The sequence below is a fragment of the Longibacter salinarum genome, assembly GCF_002554795.1.
Lineage (GTDB): Bacteria > Bacteroidota > Rhodothermia > Rhodothermales > Salinibacteraceae > Longibacter > Longibacter salinarum.
Genome location: NZ_PDEQ01000005.1, coordinates 160,101 through 177,697, shown reverse-complemented (window position 1 = coordinate 177,697; position 17,597 = coordinate 160,101). Strand labels below are relative to the sequence as shown.

The following is a 17,597-nucleotide window of genomic DNA, read 5'->3' as shown; positions in this document are numbered from 1 at the left end:
TGGAAGTGGGGTTCTTCGATGGTAAGTGTCAGTCGCGTACCTTCACATTGACTCATAGAAGCGTCAGAAGGATCCGTTAGGAGCAATAGCGTACTGCTGCCCTAACAGATCCCGATGGGTAGTAACTGAGTGACCAACAAGTGTAACGTGCCGGTTAGCGAATGACCGTCAGCCGACCACTGTCAGATGTCTGTTCGGTCTGAAGTCGATACAGATATGCGCCGCTAGACAGGCCAGTGACATCAACAGAGACTCGGTGGCTTCCTATTGGGTAAGATTTGTCTGTTACTGTGTAGACGCGTCGACCCATCATGTCGAATACGTCAATCCGTACAGGCCCTGCATTGCTGAGTTTAAACTCGATCGTTGAACGACTCTGTGTGGGATTCGGAAAATTTCCTACAATCATAGTCTGTTTCGGAGCGTTTCCTTTCCGTTTGATTTCAACTTGTTTTGTTCGGGCTGAAGAATCATCTGCCGATGGGCTTTTGCTGTACGTTTGTGTATTGCCAGAGTCGTACGCCTGGTAATTACCAGCGGCGATTTGTGTCGTTTTGAAAATCTCAACTGGAACGAAATCTGGAGAGGGGAGAGGGTCTGGGGTTACTGTCGCACGCACAACTTTCTTATAGCGCCCGATATTGCACTCATCGAGTTGATACGTTTCGCTACATCTAATATTGAAGTCGGTAGGGTCTGATGTATACCCATCTGATGGATAAGCCCCTCCTTCCCTGACGAAACCTGTGATTTCGTTCGTGATTGCGTACGACACATCCACTGTCGCACTACTGCTACCAACTAACTGCTGAGAGTTGACGTCAAAGCTGACGCTTTGTCCATAGATGTCAAGGTTAAAGGTACAGTAGTAGTATGAACAAATTGTCGAGAAGTCATGCTTAATTGGTTCTCCAGACAACGAGTACACGCCAAGAGGATCGTCAAATAGCGGAGCGCCTTGGTTGTTAGATCGCTGCGCGCCAGGGATACGATTCGTGAAGAAATTCAGGTTGCTACGGATCGACTGTGAAGTCCCCTTAAGTGTAATATCTCCACTTAATTGCGTGAGACGCGAACTAGAGGTTCCGCCAATGAAACTCCCAATAGCACCTGCAACTTGCCCGATTCCAGGAACATAGCTTTCAAGACCGGCAGCGGCGAGTTCGATAATCCTGTTCCTAGTGCTTTTCGGATCTTCGGGCGGTTCGACTTCACCTGTATTTTTGAACTGCCGAATGAAGTTTGCTGTTGGCTCTCCACCAATGGCACTAAGCAGGCTTCCTGCTTTACTGAAGAAATTGGTTGAGTTCCCGTCATTGGAATATGCAGCATTAAGCGTAATGCCGCCACTAAAGTCGAAGGAGGTATCCTGTATTCCATAAACCTCAAACACGAAAATAGCATCTGTAAATTTACTATCTCCAATATTCTTGATGTAGTCCTTGGCAAAAAAAGTAAAGTAAACCCATCGCTCGTTAACGTAGTTTATGGGGGCTACAACCTCCTTGGTGTTGTAGAAGTCGAGAAGTTGATAGGGCGGGATAGTATTTTGACTGCTCCCAGCGTTATCGATTTTGACAGAGGCTAGAGCGCGCGAATACGATCCAGAACTATTTGTGTTGAAGAGGAAAACTCGAACCTCGCCTGTGTAGCGATTGTAGAGGATGAATCTAGGCTCCGAGGACCTAGAACTACTCGTGCCGAAATCTCGATACATCAATCTCCAGCCGTCTGACGGTTCGACGTCGCCTGATGTGATATCGACAAATACAGGTGAGTCGTTGTTACAAAACGGCAGAAGAGGTTGGTATTTCGAGGTGCGGCTGGTGGCGTATATATCGATGCGCCTGCACTGGGTCCAATCCCACGATGAGTTGAGGTTCGGGTCACTCGTACTCATGGACCTTGCACCGGCTAACTGTGCAGAAGCAAGTCGCATCGACCCCAAACCGATACTTAGCAAAACGAAAAGCAGTAACACTTTAAACCAGTCTATCATGGATGAAATACATATATTATATGTTGCGATGGAATTAAGTATAATAAATGGATTCATACGAGTCAACTTATTGAAATTTAGTTTGATTAACGTTTATCAGCAGTATAGGTGCAAGTAGGTACTATGCTGCCGACGGCTCCGGCGACGAACCGCTCTGCGCGGCGTACGGACCGAACGAGTCGAGCGACCGCTCGCGTCCAAGCATCCGTTCGCTGACGAAGGCGGCGATCGTTTCCTGCAGCATGGCGAGGGCCGGGACGATAAACATTAGCACGAACGTGCCGAACAGGATGCCGAGGCCGAGGCTGACGGCCATCGGGATGAGAAACTGCGCCTGGACGCTCTGCTCGATGATGATGGGGAAGACGCCGAGGAAGGTCGTCACCGACGTGAGGAGGATCGGGCGGAAGCGAGCCTGCCCGGCGCGAATGAGTGCCTCTTCCCAGTCATGCCCATTTGCACGCTCCTCGTTGGCGAAGTCGAGCATCACGAGCGCGTCGTTCACAATAACGCCTGAAAGTCCGACGATGCCGAAGACGCTAAGGAGGCCGAGCGACAGTCCGAGGACCAGGTGACCAATGATGGCGCCGATCCAGGCAAACGGGATGGTGCTCATGATGATGAGCGGTTGCGCGTACGAGCGGAAGGGGATCGCAAGGAGTGCATAGATGAAGAACAGCGCGAGGAGAAATCCGATCGCAAGGGAGCTCTGCGCCTTCCGCTGCTCGCGTTGCTGACCGCCGAACTGGTACGTCATCCCCGGCAGCAACTCCTGCAGATTCGGCAGCACGCTGGCCGTGAGACTGCTCGTCACCTCCTGTCCGGTCGTCACAGACGGGTTGACATCAGCCGTGACGGTAATCACGCGCCGCCCATCTTGACGGTTGATCTGCGAGGGGCCAAATCCGAGCGAGGCGGTCGCGACTTCTTCCAGCGGGACCTCGGCCCCGTTTGGTGCACGGATCCGGAATTCGTCGAGGTCGCTGAGGGCGTTGCGTTCCTCGTCCGGCAGCCGAACGTAGACGCGAACTTCGTCGCGGCCGCGCTGCAGACGGTACGACTCGACGCCAAAGTACGCCGCGCGCACCTGCTGGGCTAAGTCACTGAGCGTCAATCCAAGCGTTCGAGCCGCGGGTTTGAGGCGAAGCTCCACCTCTTGTTTTCCCTGCTCCTGGTCCGACTGAATGTCGAAAACGCCTTCGTAGCGTTGGAGGGAATCTCGAACAGCGGCGACGGCCCGATCCAACTCGTCAGACGTGGACGCAGAGAGCTGCACGGATACCGGCTCGCCGACCTGAACGACGTTGGCGGTGAAGGCGAGCGACCGGACGCCCGCGAGCGTTCCGGTTCGTTCACGCCACTGGTCCTCAAACTGCGTCGACGTCACATCGCGCTCCTCCGGGTCGATGAGCTCGAAGCTGACCTCGGCGATATTGGCTTTCGTCGCGTTGAAGCCTGCGCTGTTGGGTCCGCTGTTCGCGCGGGGCTGCTGGCCAACCGTGACGTAGACATTGTCGCCCAGGCGCTGTCCGGATTCTTCCTCCAGTTCGCGGAGCACGGATCGCCCCGATTCTTCGAGTTCGCGTGTGACTCTCGCGGTTTCCTCCGCCGTCACACCCGCGGGCATCTCCAGCTGGGCGGTGACGAGCTTGCCCTGCACCTGCGGGAAAAAGTTGAACTTGATGTAGCCATTCGCGACGAAACTGAAGGAAACGATGAGAATGGCGATCGCGATGGAAAGCGTCAGTCCGTATCGCCGGGTTGCGAACGCGAGCCCTTTCGTTAGCGGACCGCGAATGAACAGCTTCAGGCGGGCGGCCACCCACAGGCGGGCCCGGTCCATGTACCGCGCGACCGGGTTCGACGGCTTGTCGTTTTTCTTCACGTGCGAGAGGTGGTTCGGCAGGATCAGCAGCACCTCCACGAGCGACAGCAGCAGCACGATAATGACGATCGTTGGGATGTCACCAAGAAACTTGCCGATCGTGCCGGACACAAAGAGAAGCGGCATGAACGCAGCAACCGTCGTCAACACCGCAAAAATCACGGGGACCCCGACCCGCTTTGTGCCCTTGATCGCCGCCTGCAATGGGTTTTGCCCGCTCTCTTGCTCGGAGAAGACGTTCTCCCCCACGACGATAGCGTCATCCACAACGATTCCGATGGAGAGGATGAAGCCGAAGAGAGACAGCAGGTTGATCGACACGTCCAGGTACTGCATCACCATGAACGTGCCGATGAACGACAGGAAGATACCGACCGACGTCCAGAACGCCAGGCGCGGAGCGAGGAACAGAGACAGCGCAATAATAACGAGGAAGAGACCCAGCAGACCGTTCTTGATCAGCAGGTTGAGTCGGCTCCGGAGGTTTTCCGCCTGGTTCTGCCAGATTGCGACGCCGAAGTTCGCCGGAAGTGCCGGGCGGACTTCCTCGTCGAGATGCTTCTTGATGAGGTCCTCGATAGCGAGCACCTGCTCGTCTCCCGTGCGGAAGATGTTCAGGATCGCCGTATTCTCGGAATTGAAGCGGGTAATCAGGTCCGAGTTCTGGTCGAAGCCGTCCTCCACCGAGGCAATGTCGCCGAGCCGAACCTGCGAGCCGTCGTTCTGGCTGACGATGATAATGTCCTCGAAGTCCTGCTTCGTGTAGTTTTGCCCTTTCGTCCGGATGGTGATCTCTTCCTCGCTCGTCTCGATGCTTCCGCCGGGAAGGTCGAGGCTGCCCTGTCGAACGAGCGCCGATACCTGTCCGAGCGTAAGGCCGTACTCCCGGAGCGCATCGCGCGGGACCTCGATCGAGACCTCGTAGTCCCGAACGCCAATGACCTGAATGAACGAGATCTCCGGATACTGGATCAGGTCGTCCTTCAGCTGTTCGGCCATCTCCTTCAAGACGCGCGCCTCGCCATCTCCGTACAACGCAATCTGCAGCGCCTGCTGGCGGTTCTCGAGTTGCGTTACGATCGGCTCCTCGGCTTCAGGCGGGAACGAGCTGATGCGGTCGACCTCCTGCTTGATGTCGTTCCTCGCCTTCGTGACATCGGTGCCCAGCTTGAGCTCCGCTGTCACAATGCCCGCGTTCTCCGATGCCGTGCCCAGAACCCGATCGATGCCCTCGACGCTCTCGATGCGATCCTCGATGCGGCGCACGATCGACTCCTCGACCTCTTGCGGCGAGCCGCCGGGATACGTCACGCGAATCTGTACCGCATCCAGGCTAAACTCGGGAAACGTTTCCTGGACGGTCGTCACCGCCGCGACGCCACCCCCGATCAGGAGGAATAGCATCAACAGGTTGGCGGCCACGCCGTTACGCGCAAACCATTCAATTGCTCGGTTCATGGGGGGACGGCAGACTCGTTAAGGTGTAACTCGTTCGGGCGTTCAGGTAAGGCCGCGTTGAGGCGTTAGGGCGTTGAAGCGTTAGGGCGTTGAAAACCTGCTTGGCGGATGGTTCGTGAGCTGATATGAGCGAAGGAAAGACCGAAAGCCGTGTCTCTGGAAGGAACGAAGTGATCCTCTAGTACGGTCGCACGAGACTCGATGAGCGAGGTCCACGAAGCCTCCGTGCTATTAGCGTCGCAAGGACCGATCGTCGGGAGGTTCGTACCCGTGGGTGGCCAGAGGCTGTACGCCAAACAGGTTCTGAAGCGTTTACGGCTCATGTTTGAGAGCGTCGGGTTTCAATTGGAACCCTCGTAGCCATTGATTCAGGTCTTTTTGTCAGCCAAGTGAACGTCGTCGATCTCGTACAGGACACCATCTTCGCGGACACGGGACTCGTTCGGGCGGGACTCCAGGTATTGGATAAATCGGAAAAGCTGTCTCGAGCATTTGTCCGCCAGATCGAATGCGACTTCAAACTCGTCTTGAGAGATATACTCGAGATCCAGGGCAACGTATAGTTGCGACTTCACCTCCGCTGCAGATCGCCTTGCATATCCGAGAAACTGGATAAACGTGGACTGCGTCCGGCGTCGAATCCTTCGGCAATGTTGCTCATCACCGAGACAGCGGCTCTCTCAATCTGATCCTTCAGCCCGAAGTCCTTAGAAAACGACCGTGTTTGGGTTAGCCGGTACACCGTCGTTGTGAGTGATCGGGCCGTTCTCCAGACTTCGAGTTCCTCAAAACGATGCACTGTAGCCATTTCTCAAAGTCAGATGTTCAATGGATGCACGAAGTCCTCGGATTAGCTCCAGCCACCACGCCTAAACGTTCACACGTTCCAACGTCTTAACGTTCAAACGTCACTGCTGAACCCTCACCCGCATACTATCCGCGTAGACGCGTAGGTCGGTGGTGATGACGGAGGTGCCGGGGGAGAGGGCCGGGTCGGCGGCGAGGTAGGTGGTGCTCTCGACGGTCTGGATCGGTCGGACGCCGCGTTCGACGAGCATGGTGTCGCCGACGACGGTCCAGACGACAGGTGACGCATCGGCCTCACGGGAGCGGAGTGCATTGCGCGGGATCACGACGTAGTTCGCGTCGCGCTGGGCCTGGATGTCGACGCTCACAAATTTGCCGATGGATAGGGGCGGCCGTCCCTTCGTCCCCGGGCCTTCGCTTCGCTGGGAGGCGACGGTCGGCATCGGGTCATACGGATTCTGCACCCGCACGACGACATCGATGGTGCGGGTCTGTGCGTCGACGGCACCTTCGACCCGGTCGACGTAGCCGTCCCAGGTGAAGCTCTGCCCACCGAAGTCGGAGGAGACCGTTGCGGGCAGCTTGGACGGGGAAAGCTGCTGATTCGCGGACCACAGCTCGTCAATTAGCTGAGCTTTGCTCGACGGGAGTGAGACGACGATTTCGACGGCGTCGGTTGCGTACACCGTGGCGATGGGGGTGCCGGGGCCGACGTACGATCCGCGCGTGGCCTGCCGGGAGCGCACGATGCCGTCGAAGGGTACGGTGATGCGCGTGCGGCTGAGCCGGGTTCGCGCGTCGTCGAGTGTGGCGCGAGCGCTCTCGAGGTTTGCCTCCGCGCGGCGGAGCTGCGGCTCCCGGAAGATCAGACGCCCGAGGTTCGTGCTATCCGGCTCCGGGGCGCGGCCCGTCCGCTCCTTGATGCGCCCGTATTCCTCCCGCGCGACGGCGACTTCCTCTTCCGCCTGGAGCACGGCAAACTCGGCCTGTGTGACCTGTGCCTCCGCCTGCCGAACGGCATTTCTGTAGTCGGACGGATCGATCTGCGCCAGCACATCGCCCGCGTCGAAGCGGCCCCCGCTAACGAGCGCCTTGCTCGTGGAGACGATGCGTCCCGCCACTTCGGCTGTGAGCGTGATCTCCTCGGTCGGTCGGACGGTGCCGGTGCCGTGGACGTACAAGCTACCGGTTCGAACGTCCACGGAGGCGGTGTTGACGAGCGGAGCCGTTGGCGGCGGAGCAGACTTCTTCGGGGCGGGCGCGAAGACGCCGAGCAGGACGGCCAGAAGAATCCCGCTACCGATGATGCCGGCGCCGACTAGATAGGTTTTCATAGGAACGCGGGTGTTGCGGAAAGGCAAGAATCAGAGGAGAGAACGAAGGCCAGGGCGTTACTGGAAGAAACGGGGATCCTCGGGGGGATCGGTCTCGGTCCATGGGCCGCCGAGGGCACGATAGAGCGTGAGGCGGGCAGCGATGCGTTGCTGCCGGGCTGCGGCGGCTCGCTGCTGGACGGTCAGAAGGTTTTGCTCGGCATCGAGCAGGGCGAGATAGTCGCCGATGCCGCGCTCGTAGCGGCTTCGCTGCGTTTCGAACGATGCGCGAGCCGCGTCCAGCTGTTGTTGCACGCGCTCGTATGCGATCTGCTGCTGATGGTCGGCTACGAGTGCGGACTTCACCTCCTGGAAAGCAGTTAACAGCGTCTTTTCGTATGCAGCGAGTTGCTGTCGGTACTGGGCCTTTGTGACGTCGACGCGGGCCCAGAGCGCTCCGCCCTGAAAGAGTGGAGCTGACAGGTTGGCGATGAGCGAACTGAACCGTTGGTCGATGTCGAGGAGGTCGTCGAGGCTGGCGCTCTGCAGGCCCCCTTCCGCAGTGAGCGAGAGGCGTGGGAGCATTTCCGCCCGTGCGACGCCGATTTGCTGTCGGGCGGCCTCGAGGCGAGCCGATGCCGCCATCACGTCCGGTCGCCGCGCGATCAGGTCTGATGGGAGACCGGCCGGGACGGCGTCAAGCTGCAGGGAGTCGCGAGATGGCGGGGAAAGTAGCTCTTGCTCTTCGCCGGCGAGTCGTCCGGTGAGTACGGCAAGGCGCGTCTGTGCGTCGTAGCGTTGAGCGCGAAGCGGTGGCTGGTCGGCGCGGGCCTGTTCGAGGCGCTGGTGAACAGAGTACAGCTCGAAGGAGGAGGCAATGCCGCGGTTGTAGCGATCCTGCGTCGTGGCCAATCGATCTTCGAGCAGGGCGATGGCATTGGCTGAGAGTTCTTCCTGACGTTGGAGCGTGACGTACTGCGTGTACGCCGAAATTGTCTGGCTTACCACAGCGATGCGCGTGTTCTGAAGGTCCGCGGCGCTCGCGAAGAACTGGCTCAGGGCGGCTTTCCGCTGGCTTCGGATACGTCCCCAGAAGTCGAGTTCGTAGCTCAGCCCGAGGGTTGCGCTGTACGTCGTGTAGCTCACGCGCTGGACCTCCTGGCCTCCGCCTTGCTGCCCACCGCCGAAGATGGCACCAAGGCCCGTGTTAAGCGGCTGCGACTGACGGTTCGCCGTTGCATTTGCGGTTGCACTCGGAAAGAGCGGGGCGCGAGCGATGCGGAAGCGGGCCTGCAACTCGTCCAGGCGAGCACGGGCGGTTCGGAGGTCAAGGTTGCCGACGAGGGCGGAGTCGACCAGCGCGTCGAGCGTCGGGTCGTTGAGGCTCGTCCACCATTCCGTCGGCACGGCGCGATTCGTGTCCGCCGTAGCAGCCGGGAGGAGCTCAGACGTCTCGTCCGTGGTGTACGTCTCCGGGAGCTCCGATTCTGCCTCGGGCGTGGGCATCGAGGGCGTCATGGAGCAGCCCGTGAGGAAGAGGGCTGCCACAGCAAGGGGAAGGAGGCCGTCGGCGAAGATGCGGCGAGATGCGTGCATGCCGGAAAAGAGCAGTGGGTGGAGCGGAGATAGCGTCAGGTCGGCTCAGTCGGCGTCGGCCGAGTTGTCGGTTGCCGTTTTGTCGGTTCGTGGGGCGAGGCCGTAGTAGATCAGCTTGTAAATATGGTCGACTCGGCTCGTCACGAACGACTCCCAGTCGGACGCATCATCATGTAATGCCTCGACGGTCGGGCGCATGGCGAAGAAGAAAATGCAGGTCGAGACGATAGACAGGATGGTGTGTTCGGGGTCAACCGGCCGAATTTCCCCCTCGTCAACGGCTGTTCGGATGCGTTGCACCATGACCTGCGGTGGCGTGCCTTCGGTCGTCTTCATTCGCTGCACGTTCTCCGCGACCAGCGTTCCGCCGGCCAGGTTCTCGTTTACAATCAGGCGGACGCACAGCTGATTGTCGCGAACGAAGGAAACGTAGCCCTCAATGAAGGCTCGGAGCGTCTCCGCGAACGTCGGCGCGTCGATAAGAGAGGCGCCGAACGACGCCATGAAGCGATGCATCGTATGCCGAAAAACATCCGCGTAGAGCTGGTCTTTCCCGCGGAAGTAGTAGTGCAGCATCGCCTTGTTGATGTCTGCGGCGTCGGCAATGGACTGCATGCGAGCGCCGTCTTTGCCCTTACGTGCGAACTCCTCGAGCGCTGCATCGAAGATTTTCTGTTCCGTGTCGGAGTATTCGCTCACTTCGAGCGGACTCTGCTGCGTTGCGTCGTCGCCGGACGAAGAGGCCGGGGAATCGTGGGACGGTGTGTCGGACGAGTCGGTCATAGGCGATGCCGGTTCAGTGGGATCTGCTATACACATAATGAATTGGGGTGAACGACTTCAACCATATGGTTAAACCGTATTGTTAAGAACTGGTAATATGGCGATTCTGTGCCGGGTTCGTTGCAAATATGCGTGCAGAATCAGAATCGGTTGGTCGATTTGGGCTGAGGGCTCCTGTTGCCCTGACGTTCCGGCGGTCCGCCTCCCACGGGCCTGGCCTTGCTACATCGTGAATCTGACTTTCTCACGCGCGGCGGATCTCACAGCGTGTCGGCATACCACGATCACAAACCGTCGCACGGCCGTGCGACGGTCGTTTCTCTGACGACCGAAATCTGGAGGATGGCGAAGAAACAAAAATTGGGGTCAGGGTACCGGGCGTGACCGGTCTCCTGACCCCAACTGGGTATCTAAATCGCGTGCTCGTCGTGCTGCTCGGCTACTCCTCGCCGCCAAGCTCCTGTTCGATAATCGTATCGAGATACGAAATGGCTGCCTTATCGTCTTCTGGAAGCTCGTCGTTGAACACCGCCTCCTTGACGGCGCCGGTTGCGCGGCGTTCGGGACCGCTCATCCGTTTGAGCATGGCCTCGAAGAGTTCGCCCCGCCGGAGTGCCTCATCCTTGATATCCATCAGGTACTGAAACGCCGGATCGTGGTCGTTCGGGATTTCTCCATCGAGAATGGCCTCGCGAATCCATTCCTTAGCAATCCCCACAGCGACGCCTTCGTCAATGCCGAGCGTTTCCATGATTTCGTAGCCGTCGACCGGCGGTTCGAAGTTGCGCAGACGGTCCTTTTCTTCGACCTCCTGCATTTTCTCCTCGACCTCGTCGAACGCCTGGAGGTAGCGTCGACGGCGTCGCGGATTCCCGCTCGTGACGTCGCTACGGACGAACGTCATGAGGTCGTCGACATCATCTCCGGCCTCGAAAAGCAGCCGGCGCACGGCTGAGTCGGTGACGTCGTCGTCGACCAGGGCGATCGGGCGGTGGTGGAGGCGGACCAGCTTCTCGACATAGCGCATGCGTTCGTCGGTCGGCAGCCGCAACTTCCGAAAAATGTTCGGTACCTTTCGGGCGCTCCGCTCCTCGTGGCCGTGAAAGGTCCAGCCGTTTTGCGGGTCGAAGCGCTTGGTCTCGGGCTTAGCGATGTCGTGCAGGATCGCCACCCAGCGGAGCCAGATCGTGTCTTCGCCGTCGCGGTCGGCGGTGCGCTCGGCGACGTTGTCCAACACCTTCAGCGTATGGTAAAAGTTGTCTTTGTGGCGCTGTCCATTCACTTCGTCGACGCCCTTCAAATTCTGAAGCTCGGGGAAGATGTGCTTCAGGATGCCCGTTGCCTCCAGGATCTTGAAACCAATCGACGGGGTGTCGGCGGCAATGATCTTCTGCAGTTCGGTCGTGATGCGCTCCTGACTCAGAATATCGACGCGGTGCGCTTTGGTATTCAGCGCTTCGAACACGCGATCGGATACTCGGAATTCCAGCTGCGTCGCGAACCGGGCGGCGCGGATCATGCGGAGCGGGTCGTCCTCGAACGTCTCCTCCGGGTCGAGCGGCGTGTCGATCGTTTCCCGCTGCAGGTCCGTTCGGCCATCGAAGGGATCGATGATTTCGCCAAAACGATCGGGGGTGAGGTGGACCGCCATCGCGTTGATCGTGAAGTCGCGGCGGTACTGGTCGTCTTCGAGGGTGCCGTCCTCGACGATCGGCTTCCGCGAGTCGGATCGATAGCTTTCCTTTCGCGCCGCGACGAACTCAAGAACCAGTGGCTCGTCGGTTTCGTCATCCGCCCATTGCTCGGCGGGAATACGGATCGCGGCGGTGCCGAAGTTGGGGTAGACGTGCGCGGTGTAGCCGCCGAGATCTTCGGCGACCGCTCGGGCGAGTTCGATGCCGGTGTCGGGGCCGACAGTGACAAAATCGAGGTCCGTGGTGGGTCGATCGAGCAGCACGTCCCGCACGAGTCCGCCGACGGCGTAGGCTTCGATGGACACGCTCTGGGCGACCTTGCCGATGCGCCGCAAGATGGGCGCGTACGAACGTTGGTCGAGGGCCTGAGCAATGGAGTCGGCGGTGAGGGATGGCACGGGCAACAGATGCGGCAATCGGACAAACGGCGATAAGGAAGCACAAGAATTCCGCTTCCCCGACCATTCGTAACGAGGCCAGCGCGTCCCCAGTTCGCCTTTCTGGTGCGGACGAGACCGAGATCGGCCGTTCTTCGTCCCGATTTAGACACGGGAATCCTGTTCACTGAGGCGGGATGAAGGGCCCGGTTGAGGTAAGCAGATGCCGGGATGTCAGTGCAGATGCGGCGCGATACCCGTTGGCGGAGTCAGGCTTCGTTTGCACGCCGCTCGATGATCAATTCGGCCTCCTCGACCGTCGCAGCGAACTCGACCTGGCCCTTGATGCCCAACTGTTGGACGAATGAGCGGAGGCCTGGATGGGGCGACCGTCCGCCATCGACGAGGATGAAGAGCCCAGGATTCGCATCGAAGACGCGGGCGACATAGTAGAACAGCGCGCCGATCGCGTCGGGTTGCAACATGACGAGGTTGGGATAAACCGTCATCAAAACGAAGCCGGGCTCGATGTCTTCCAGGAGGTCGCGCATCGGGGCCAGTTCACGTCGTACATCGGCGCCGGATACGCTTCCCTCGGCTTCCACGACAATCTCGGGAGACGTTTTCGAGTGGCGAAGCGATATCATAGATATGGATGCGGCGACCTATTGGAATCTGTATAGGAAACTGAAGCATCGCGGAAGAGGCTGGCGAATGATATGGTCATCGATCTCGCAACGGAGATTGCGATACTTGGGCCAGCTTACTGCTACGATTTCGAGCCGTTCGGCGGTGAGGATGTGCTTGTCTTACACTAAGACGATCTGGTTGATCTACATGCGGGGGAAAAGACGCCGACCATGGATCAAGCCAGTGTTCGTTTAGAATGCCGCGGAATATCCACAGCAACGGTTTAGGCGTCCGTTTGCGGCGTTTTATGTGCGACCGGCCACCGGTCGATGACTTCGTCGTCGTCCACAACGACGAGTTCGTGCTGGGTCGCAACGGTGACACAAGCATGATTTGGCACGAAGCGCACCCGGTCGCCAACCCCGAAGGTGGCGGCTCCCGGAATACTGAGCCAGCCGTGTTCTTCGCTCAACCCGGTGATATCCACGTGCGGGTGTTCGCGCATGTACGTGGCGTTGTAGAGCGCGATGCCGTAGCCATCGGTTCGTGCCCCCTTGTCGGTGGTGACAACCTTTTTGCCCGCATCGATATACGCACGTTCTGTTCCAGAGTCGTCGCGGCGTTTGCTGACGATCGTCCCCAGAACGGTAAGAGCGCAGTCGTCAAGGGGGCAGGCGCCGAGTCCGACCTGGATGGCGTCATGGAAAACGTAGTTGCCCGGACGAATTTCCGTGACCGTAAGTCCGTCGCGCTCCGTGTTTTCGAAGTAGGTGATTGTGGGCGTCGAGCCAATGCTGACCTCAAACGTGTCCCGGTCGATGGCGGACACGCCGGCGTCAAACAGGAGGGCAGCGACATCCAGAATGCGGTCTCGCTCCTGAAGACTTGCACGGCGTAGCGCGTGCTCGGGTGTTTCCCCGTCTCTCGGTCCGTGATAGCCCTGCCCTGCGTGGGTGAGCAGGCCGGCGAACTGGAGACCCGGTGCGTTCACAATCTGTTTGGCCAACTGTATGGCTTCATCGGGTTTGCCGAACGGCACACCGCATCGACCGTGGCCTACATCCACCTCCATCAGCACCTCGACCTCTCGTCCGGCATCGGCGAAAAACGAAGACGCCTGCTTTACCCCGGCGGGGGTGTCGACGCAGAACGAGATTCGAGCGTCATCCATCAGGTTCAGCAGGCGCTCGTACTTGTCGTTGCCGATAACTGGATACGCGACGCGGATATCGCTAAATCCGGCGTGAACGAACGTTTCCGCTTCGTCGATGGTCGCCACCGTCAGACCGTGTGCGCCCTGGTCGACCTGTAGCTGGGCAATGTCGACCGACTTGTGTGTCTTGATATGCGGACGGAGCGAGGCATGATTGTCTGATGCTTTGGCCTGCATCCGCGAGATATTTCGGTCCAGGCGCTGGGCGTCTACGAGAACGGCGGGCGTGGTGAGATCGTCGATTAGCATTCAGGTGCTCCGTACGAAGGGGATCGAGACGCGAGAAAGGTTCATCGGCAACCGGGACACCACCGTGAGCGGTATCTGGTCGTTCGTTGCCAGGCTACTAAGGATACGGCCTGGGATCGTTCACATCTCGTCATCGGGGAGAATGCGTGCCGAAATCACGCGGTCGTCCGGAAGCAGGGCATCGACAACGTCCATTCCGTCTATGACCCGCCCGAAGGCTGTGTAACGTCCGTCGAGATGTGGTTGCATGCTGTGTGTGATGAAGTACTGGCTGCCTTCAGTGTCTTTGCCCGCGCTTGCGATCCCGGCCGTTCCCCGGTGATAGGGAATGCGTGTAAACTCCGACCGGATCGTAAAGCCCGGTCCGCCCCAGCCATCGCCCCGGGCCACATCACCACCCTGGACGACGAAATTGGGGACAACGCGGTGGAACGGCACGCCCTCGTATTCGCCTGCTTGCGCGAGTTGGGCGAGGGTCGTAACGGTCTGTGGGGCCTGTTCGACATCCATTTCGATCACGACAACTCCCCGGTTCGTTTCCAGAACGAGGCGCGGGTGTCGTCCGAGTTCTTCAGCCGCTTTCCAATCGATAGGAGGTGTCTCAACCGTTCCGCCGTCGACGGGTACCGGGGCGCCCGTGTGGTTCTCAAGGGCGGATGCGGCTGTTTGCCGAATCACCGGGTGCGGGTGACCAGTCTGTTCGCGTAGAGCTGCGGCGACAGCGTCGCTCGTCGGAACGTCGCCGAGAGCGCGAAGAATGGCGGTGATTCCCTCGAGGTCGTCGGGGGTGGAGAGCTGGTCGAGGGTGCGAACGAGAATGCCACTGGCGCCCTGCGTCGTGAAAGCAGAGTCCGTGAGGGCCGGGGCGGCGGCATTGATCGTTGCAACATCCCCGCGAAAGACGCCGCTGGCCAGCGCGTCGAAGTAGCGCGAGACGCGGGCGGGGCTGAGGCGATCGGCAACAGCATGTCGTCGTTCCCATCGGTCGGCGATGGCCGTTAGCGCTGCCGCTGCAATGCGAGGGTCTTCGTGGGAGGCGGCCGCTACCAGTGCCTGATCGATACGGTCCGGTTTGAGGAAGCCGAGCGCGGGGAGTGCAGCTGCGTGGGCGACGGCGCTCCGCTGAGAGGCATACCGGCGGACGATGCCTCGCACAAAGGGACGGCCGACCGGGTCATCCGAGCTCCGGGCGATGCTTTGAAGAAGGGGCCCGACGACGCGCCATCGGTCTGGATGCGCTTTTACCCAGGCGATGAGAGCATCGGACTGCGAAGGCGCTATCGTCGCGTCAGACAGGACCGTGGCAGCCGTTCGTGCCACGTGGGGAATGCTGTCGTTAAGGCTCTGAGTGAGCGCTGCCACGACGGCCGGCCGTTCTGTTCGGGGTGTGAGGGCCCGCGCCGCATTAACCCGCGTCCGCCAGTCCGTTGCCATGCGCAGCCAGTCGAAGATCAGAGCGTCGTCTTCCGGCTCCCCGAGGCGACTGATCCCGAGAAGCAAATGCATGGCGGCAGCGTCGGACGGATCCGCTTCGGTGATAGCACGCCGAACATCGTTGGCTCGGTGCTGCCATGGCTTCGTCGTCTGTATGCGACCAAAGTAGTACGCGGCGTCCCGGCGGACGCTGGCGCTGTCGGACTCCGTGAGGAGGGTGATGAGTCGGTCGACCGCGAGGGAATCGTGCACCTCCCGAAGTCCAAAGCGGGCAATAGAGAGCGCCAGAGCATTCGTTTGTTCAGCGTCAACATCGAGTTCTGCGACCTGCCGGAGCGCCGCCCGGTCGCCCGTTTTTCCAAGGGCCTCAAGGGCCAGAGATCTAACCTCTGGTTCATCATTCGCAACGGCTTTCAGGAGAGGTCCACTGGGCACCGTGCCGGGCATCTGCCCGAGTGCGAACGCGGCGTTAGCGCGGACCTGTGTTTCGGCGTCAGATGTGAGAAGGTCAACGAGGGGGGCTATCGCAGTCGAGTCCTGAACGGAGGCGAGCGCGAAAGCTGCCCTCGCCTGGATGGCAGGATCGTCGCTGTCGAGAAAAGAGATGACGGCCTCTCCATCGCGCTTCACCTGTGCGTTCACGACCTTCTGCAGGTCGTACTCGTCCCGAAGATGATCTGACGGTCGCGACTGGGCGAGTGTACTGGGTGGGATGACGAGGGTAAGGAGGAGACAGCTGAAGATTGTGGAACGGAGCAGAACAGCCATACACGAAGGTCCAGAGGCAGAGGGAAGGAAGACACCTCAAACATAGGATGTCGCGATGGTCCCATGCAAGATCGGAGATCTGCGCCTCAGATCCGGAATCAACAAACAATGCCCGAGAGCTCGCGGGAGCCTCGGGCATCGGTTCAGATCGAGATGATTGGGGGATCTGTGTTCTTAGAGCGTATCTGCCGTGAGCATGTTGTCCTCGAAGAACGTGACCTCGCCCGACGTGACGTTGTGCATAGCGCCGACAACGATCAGTTCGCCTTTCTCCACGAGGTCACGGATTACCGGGCTGCGATCCACAATGTTTTGCACGGTGATGTCCACGTTCTCGTGAGCGACCGCATCGACGAACGCCTTATTCGACGAATTGCGTTCTCCCTCGACATCGGTGACGGAGTAGATCGCGGGGGCGATGTTGGCGAGCGTACTCGTCAGGTTGCCGAGTTCCACCTGATCACAGGCCCCTTTGACGGCTCCGCACTCGGAGTGGCCGAGGACGACGATCACTTTGGAGCCAGCAACGGCGGCCGCAAACTCAAGGCTACCGAGGATGTCCGTATTGATAAAGTTTCCTGCGACGCGAGCGGAGAAGATGTCGCCGACGCCTTTGTCGAAGATGATCTCGTGGGGGACGCGGCTATCGATGCAGCCGAGAACAGCGGCCATCGGGTATTGGCCCTCGGCCGTTTGCGCAACCTGCTCCAGGAAGTTGCGCTCAAGGGCTTCGTCATTTATAAACCGCTGGTTGCCATCCTTCAGTAGCTGGATGACATCCATCGGGGTTAGTGCCGCCTGCATTTCCTTCGTGAGCGCCTGCGTCAGATCCCGATCGGACACGTCGGGTTTTTCCTGAGCAACGGCGACGCCGGTCTGGATAACGAGGAGGAGGGAAAAGAGAAACAGAATTCGCCTCATTGTATCGACTGATCAATCGTATGGGATGGGTGATTCCGGCAGGGTGCCGGGTATGGGGATTCCGAACGCGTGGGACCATTGACGCGGTGTGGTTGGCCCGCTCGGGTCCGGCCCCGAGCCAGAATCATCGAGGTTCGGCCTCTACGGCGCGAACATAAACCTGGAGCGATTCTGGCTCAGACCCGGAGCGACATGTTCAGATGCTACGTCGTACCCATCCTCGTAATGAGGAACCTGTATCCTGCCCTGACACGAGGACTACAATTCAGTTGAGTGAATGTATTCATCTTCATTGTACGGGGGCGTCGACCACCCGTGCATCGCAAGATGGATGGTCTGTTCAGCATAGACACAGACCTTTCTTTCACTCGATTGGTTCCGGCAATCGAGGGGCACCTGTTGTGACAAATGTGATAACCATGACCTACGCGCAATAGCCTCTACGCTTGCGTCCACAGGAACAAGTAAAC

At 59.3% G+C, this 17,597-nt stretch carries 10 protein-coding genes and 1 pseudogene; all 11 read right to left on the bottom strand.

Annotated elements, in window-relative coordinates:
* Positions 1-154: 154 nt before the first annotated feature.
* The 11 genes and pseudogenes from CRI94_RS10830 to CRI94_RS10780 all read right to left on the bottom strand — a co-directional run bounded on the left by CRI94_RS10830 (position 155) and on the right by CRI94_RS10780 (position 17,127).
* Complete coding sequence (locus tag CRI94_RS10830; RefSeq protein WP_098075727.1) at positions 155-2,056, bottom strand: T9SS type A sorting domain-containing protein; 1,902 nt, start codon at positions 2,054-2,056, stop codon at positions 155-157.
* 64 nt (positions 2,057-2,120) lie between these two features.
* A complete protein-coding gene (locus tag CRI94_RS10825; protein ID WP_098075726.1) occupies positions 2,121-5,342 on the bottom strand; it encodes an efflux RND transporter permease subunit in 3,222 nt (1,073 codons plus the stop codon).
* Between the two features lie 368 nt (positions 5,343-5,710).
* Positions 5,711-6,150, bottom strand: a pseudogene (locus CRI94_RS18025) (four helix bundle protein).
* Positions 6,151-6,250: 100 nt separating this feature from the next.
* Positions 6,251-7,483, bottom strand: a complete 1,233-nt coding sequence (locus CRI94_RS10815; protein ID WP_098075725.1) for an efflux RND transporter periplasmic adaptor subunit — start codon at positions 7,481-7,483, stop codon at positions 6,251-6,253.
* A 57-nt stretch (positions 7,484-7,540) separates the two neighbouring features.
* The gene (locus CRI94_RS10810; protein WP_098075724.1) at positions 7,541-9,058 is read right to left on the bottom strand and encodes an efflux transporter outer membrane subunit; all 1,518 of its coding nucleotides are present in this window, start codon (positions 9,056-9,058) and stop codon (positions 7,541-7,543) included.
* 45 nt (positions 9,059-9,103) lie between these two features.
* Positions 9,104-9,841 (bottom strand): TetR/AcrR family transcriptional regulator, encoded by a 738-nt coding sequence (locus tag CRI94_RS10805; RefSeq protein WP_245846163.1) that lies wholly within the window; start codon positions 9,839-9,841, stop codon positions 9,104-9,106.
* A gap of 439 nt (positions 9,842-10,280) precedes the next feature.
* Complete coding sequence (locus CRI94_RS10800; protein ID WP_245846162.1) at positions 10,281-11,933, bottom strand: CCA tRNA nucleotidyltransferase; 1,653 nt, start codon at positions 11,931-11,933, stop codon at positions 10,281-10,283.
* 248 nt (positions 11,934-12,181) lie between these two features.
* Positions 12,182-12,559, bottom strand: a complete 378-nt coding sequence (locus CRI94_RS10795) for a hypothetical protein (RefSeq protein ID WP_098075722.1) — start codon at positions 12,557-12,559, stop codon at positions 12,182-12,184.
* Positions 12,560-12,825: 266 nt separating this feature from the next.
* Positions 12,826-14,004, bottom strand: a complete 1,179-nt coding sequence (locus tag CRI94_RS10790) for an alanine racemase (protein WP_098075721.1) — start codon at positions 14,002-14,004, stop codon at positions 12,826-12,828.
* A 120-nt stretch (positions 14,005-14,124) separates the two neighbouring features.
* Positions 14,125-16,206, bottom strand: a complete 2,082-nt coding sequence (locus tag CRI94_RS10785; RefSeq protein WP_098075720.1) for a peptidylprolyl isomerase — start codon at positions 16,204-16,206, stop codon at positions 14,125-14,127.
* A gap of 174 nt (positions 16,207-16,380) precedes the next feature.
* Positions 16,381-17,127: a carbonic anhydrase family protein gene (locus CRI94_RS10780; protein WP_098075719.1), complete on the bottom strand. Its 747-nt coding sequence runs from the start codon at positions 17,125-17,127 to the stop codon at positions 16,381-16,383.
* Positions 17,128-17,597 lie beyond the last annotated feature (470 nt).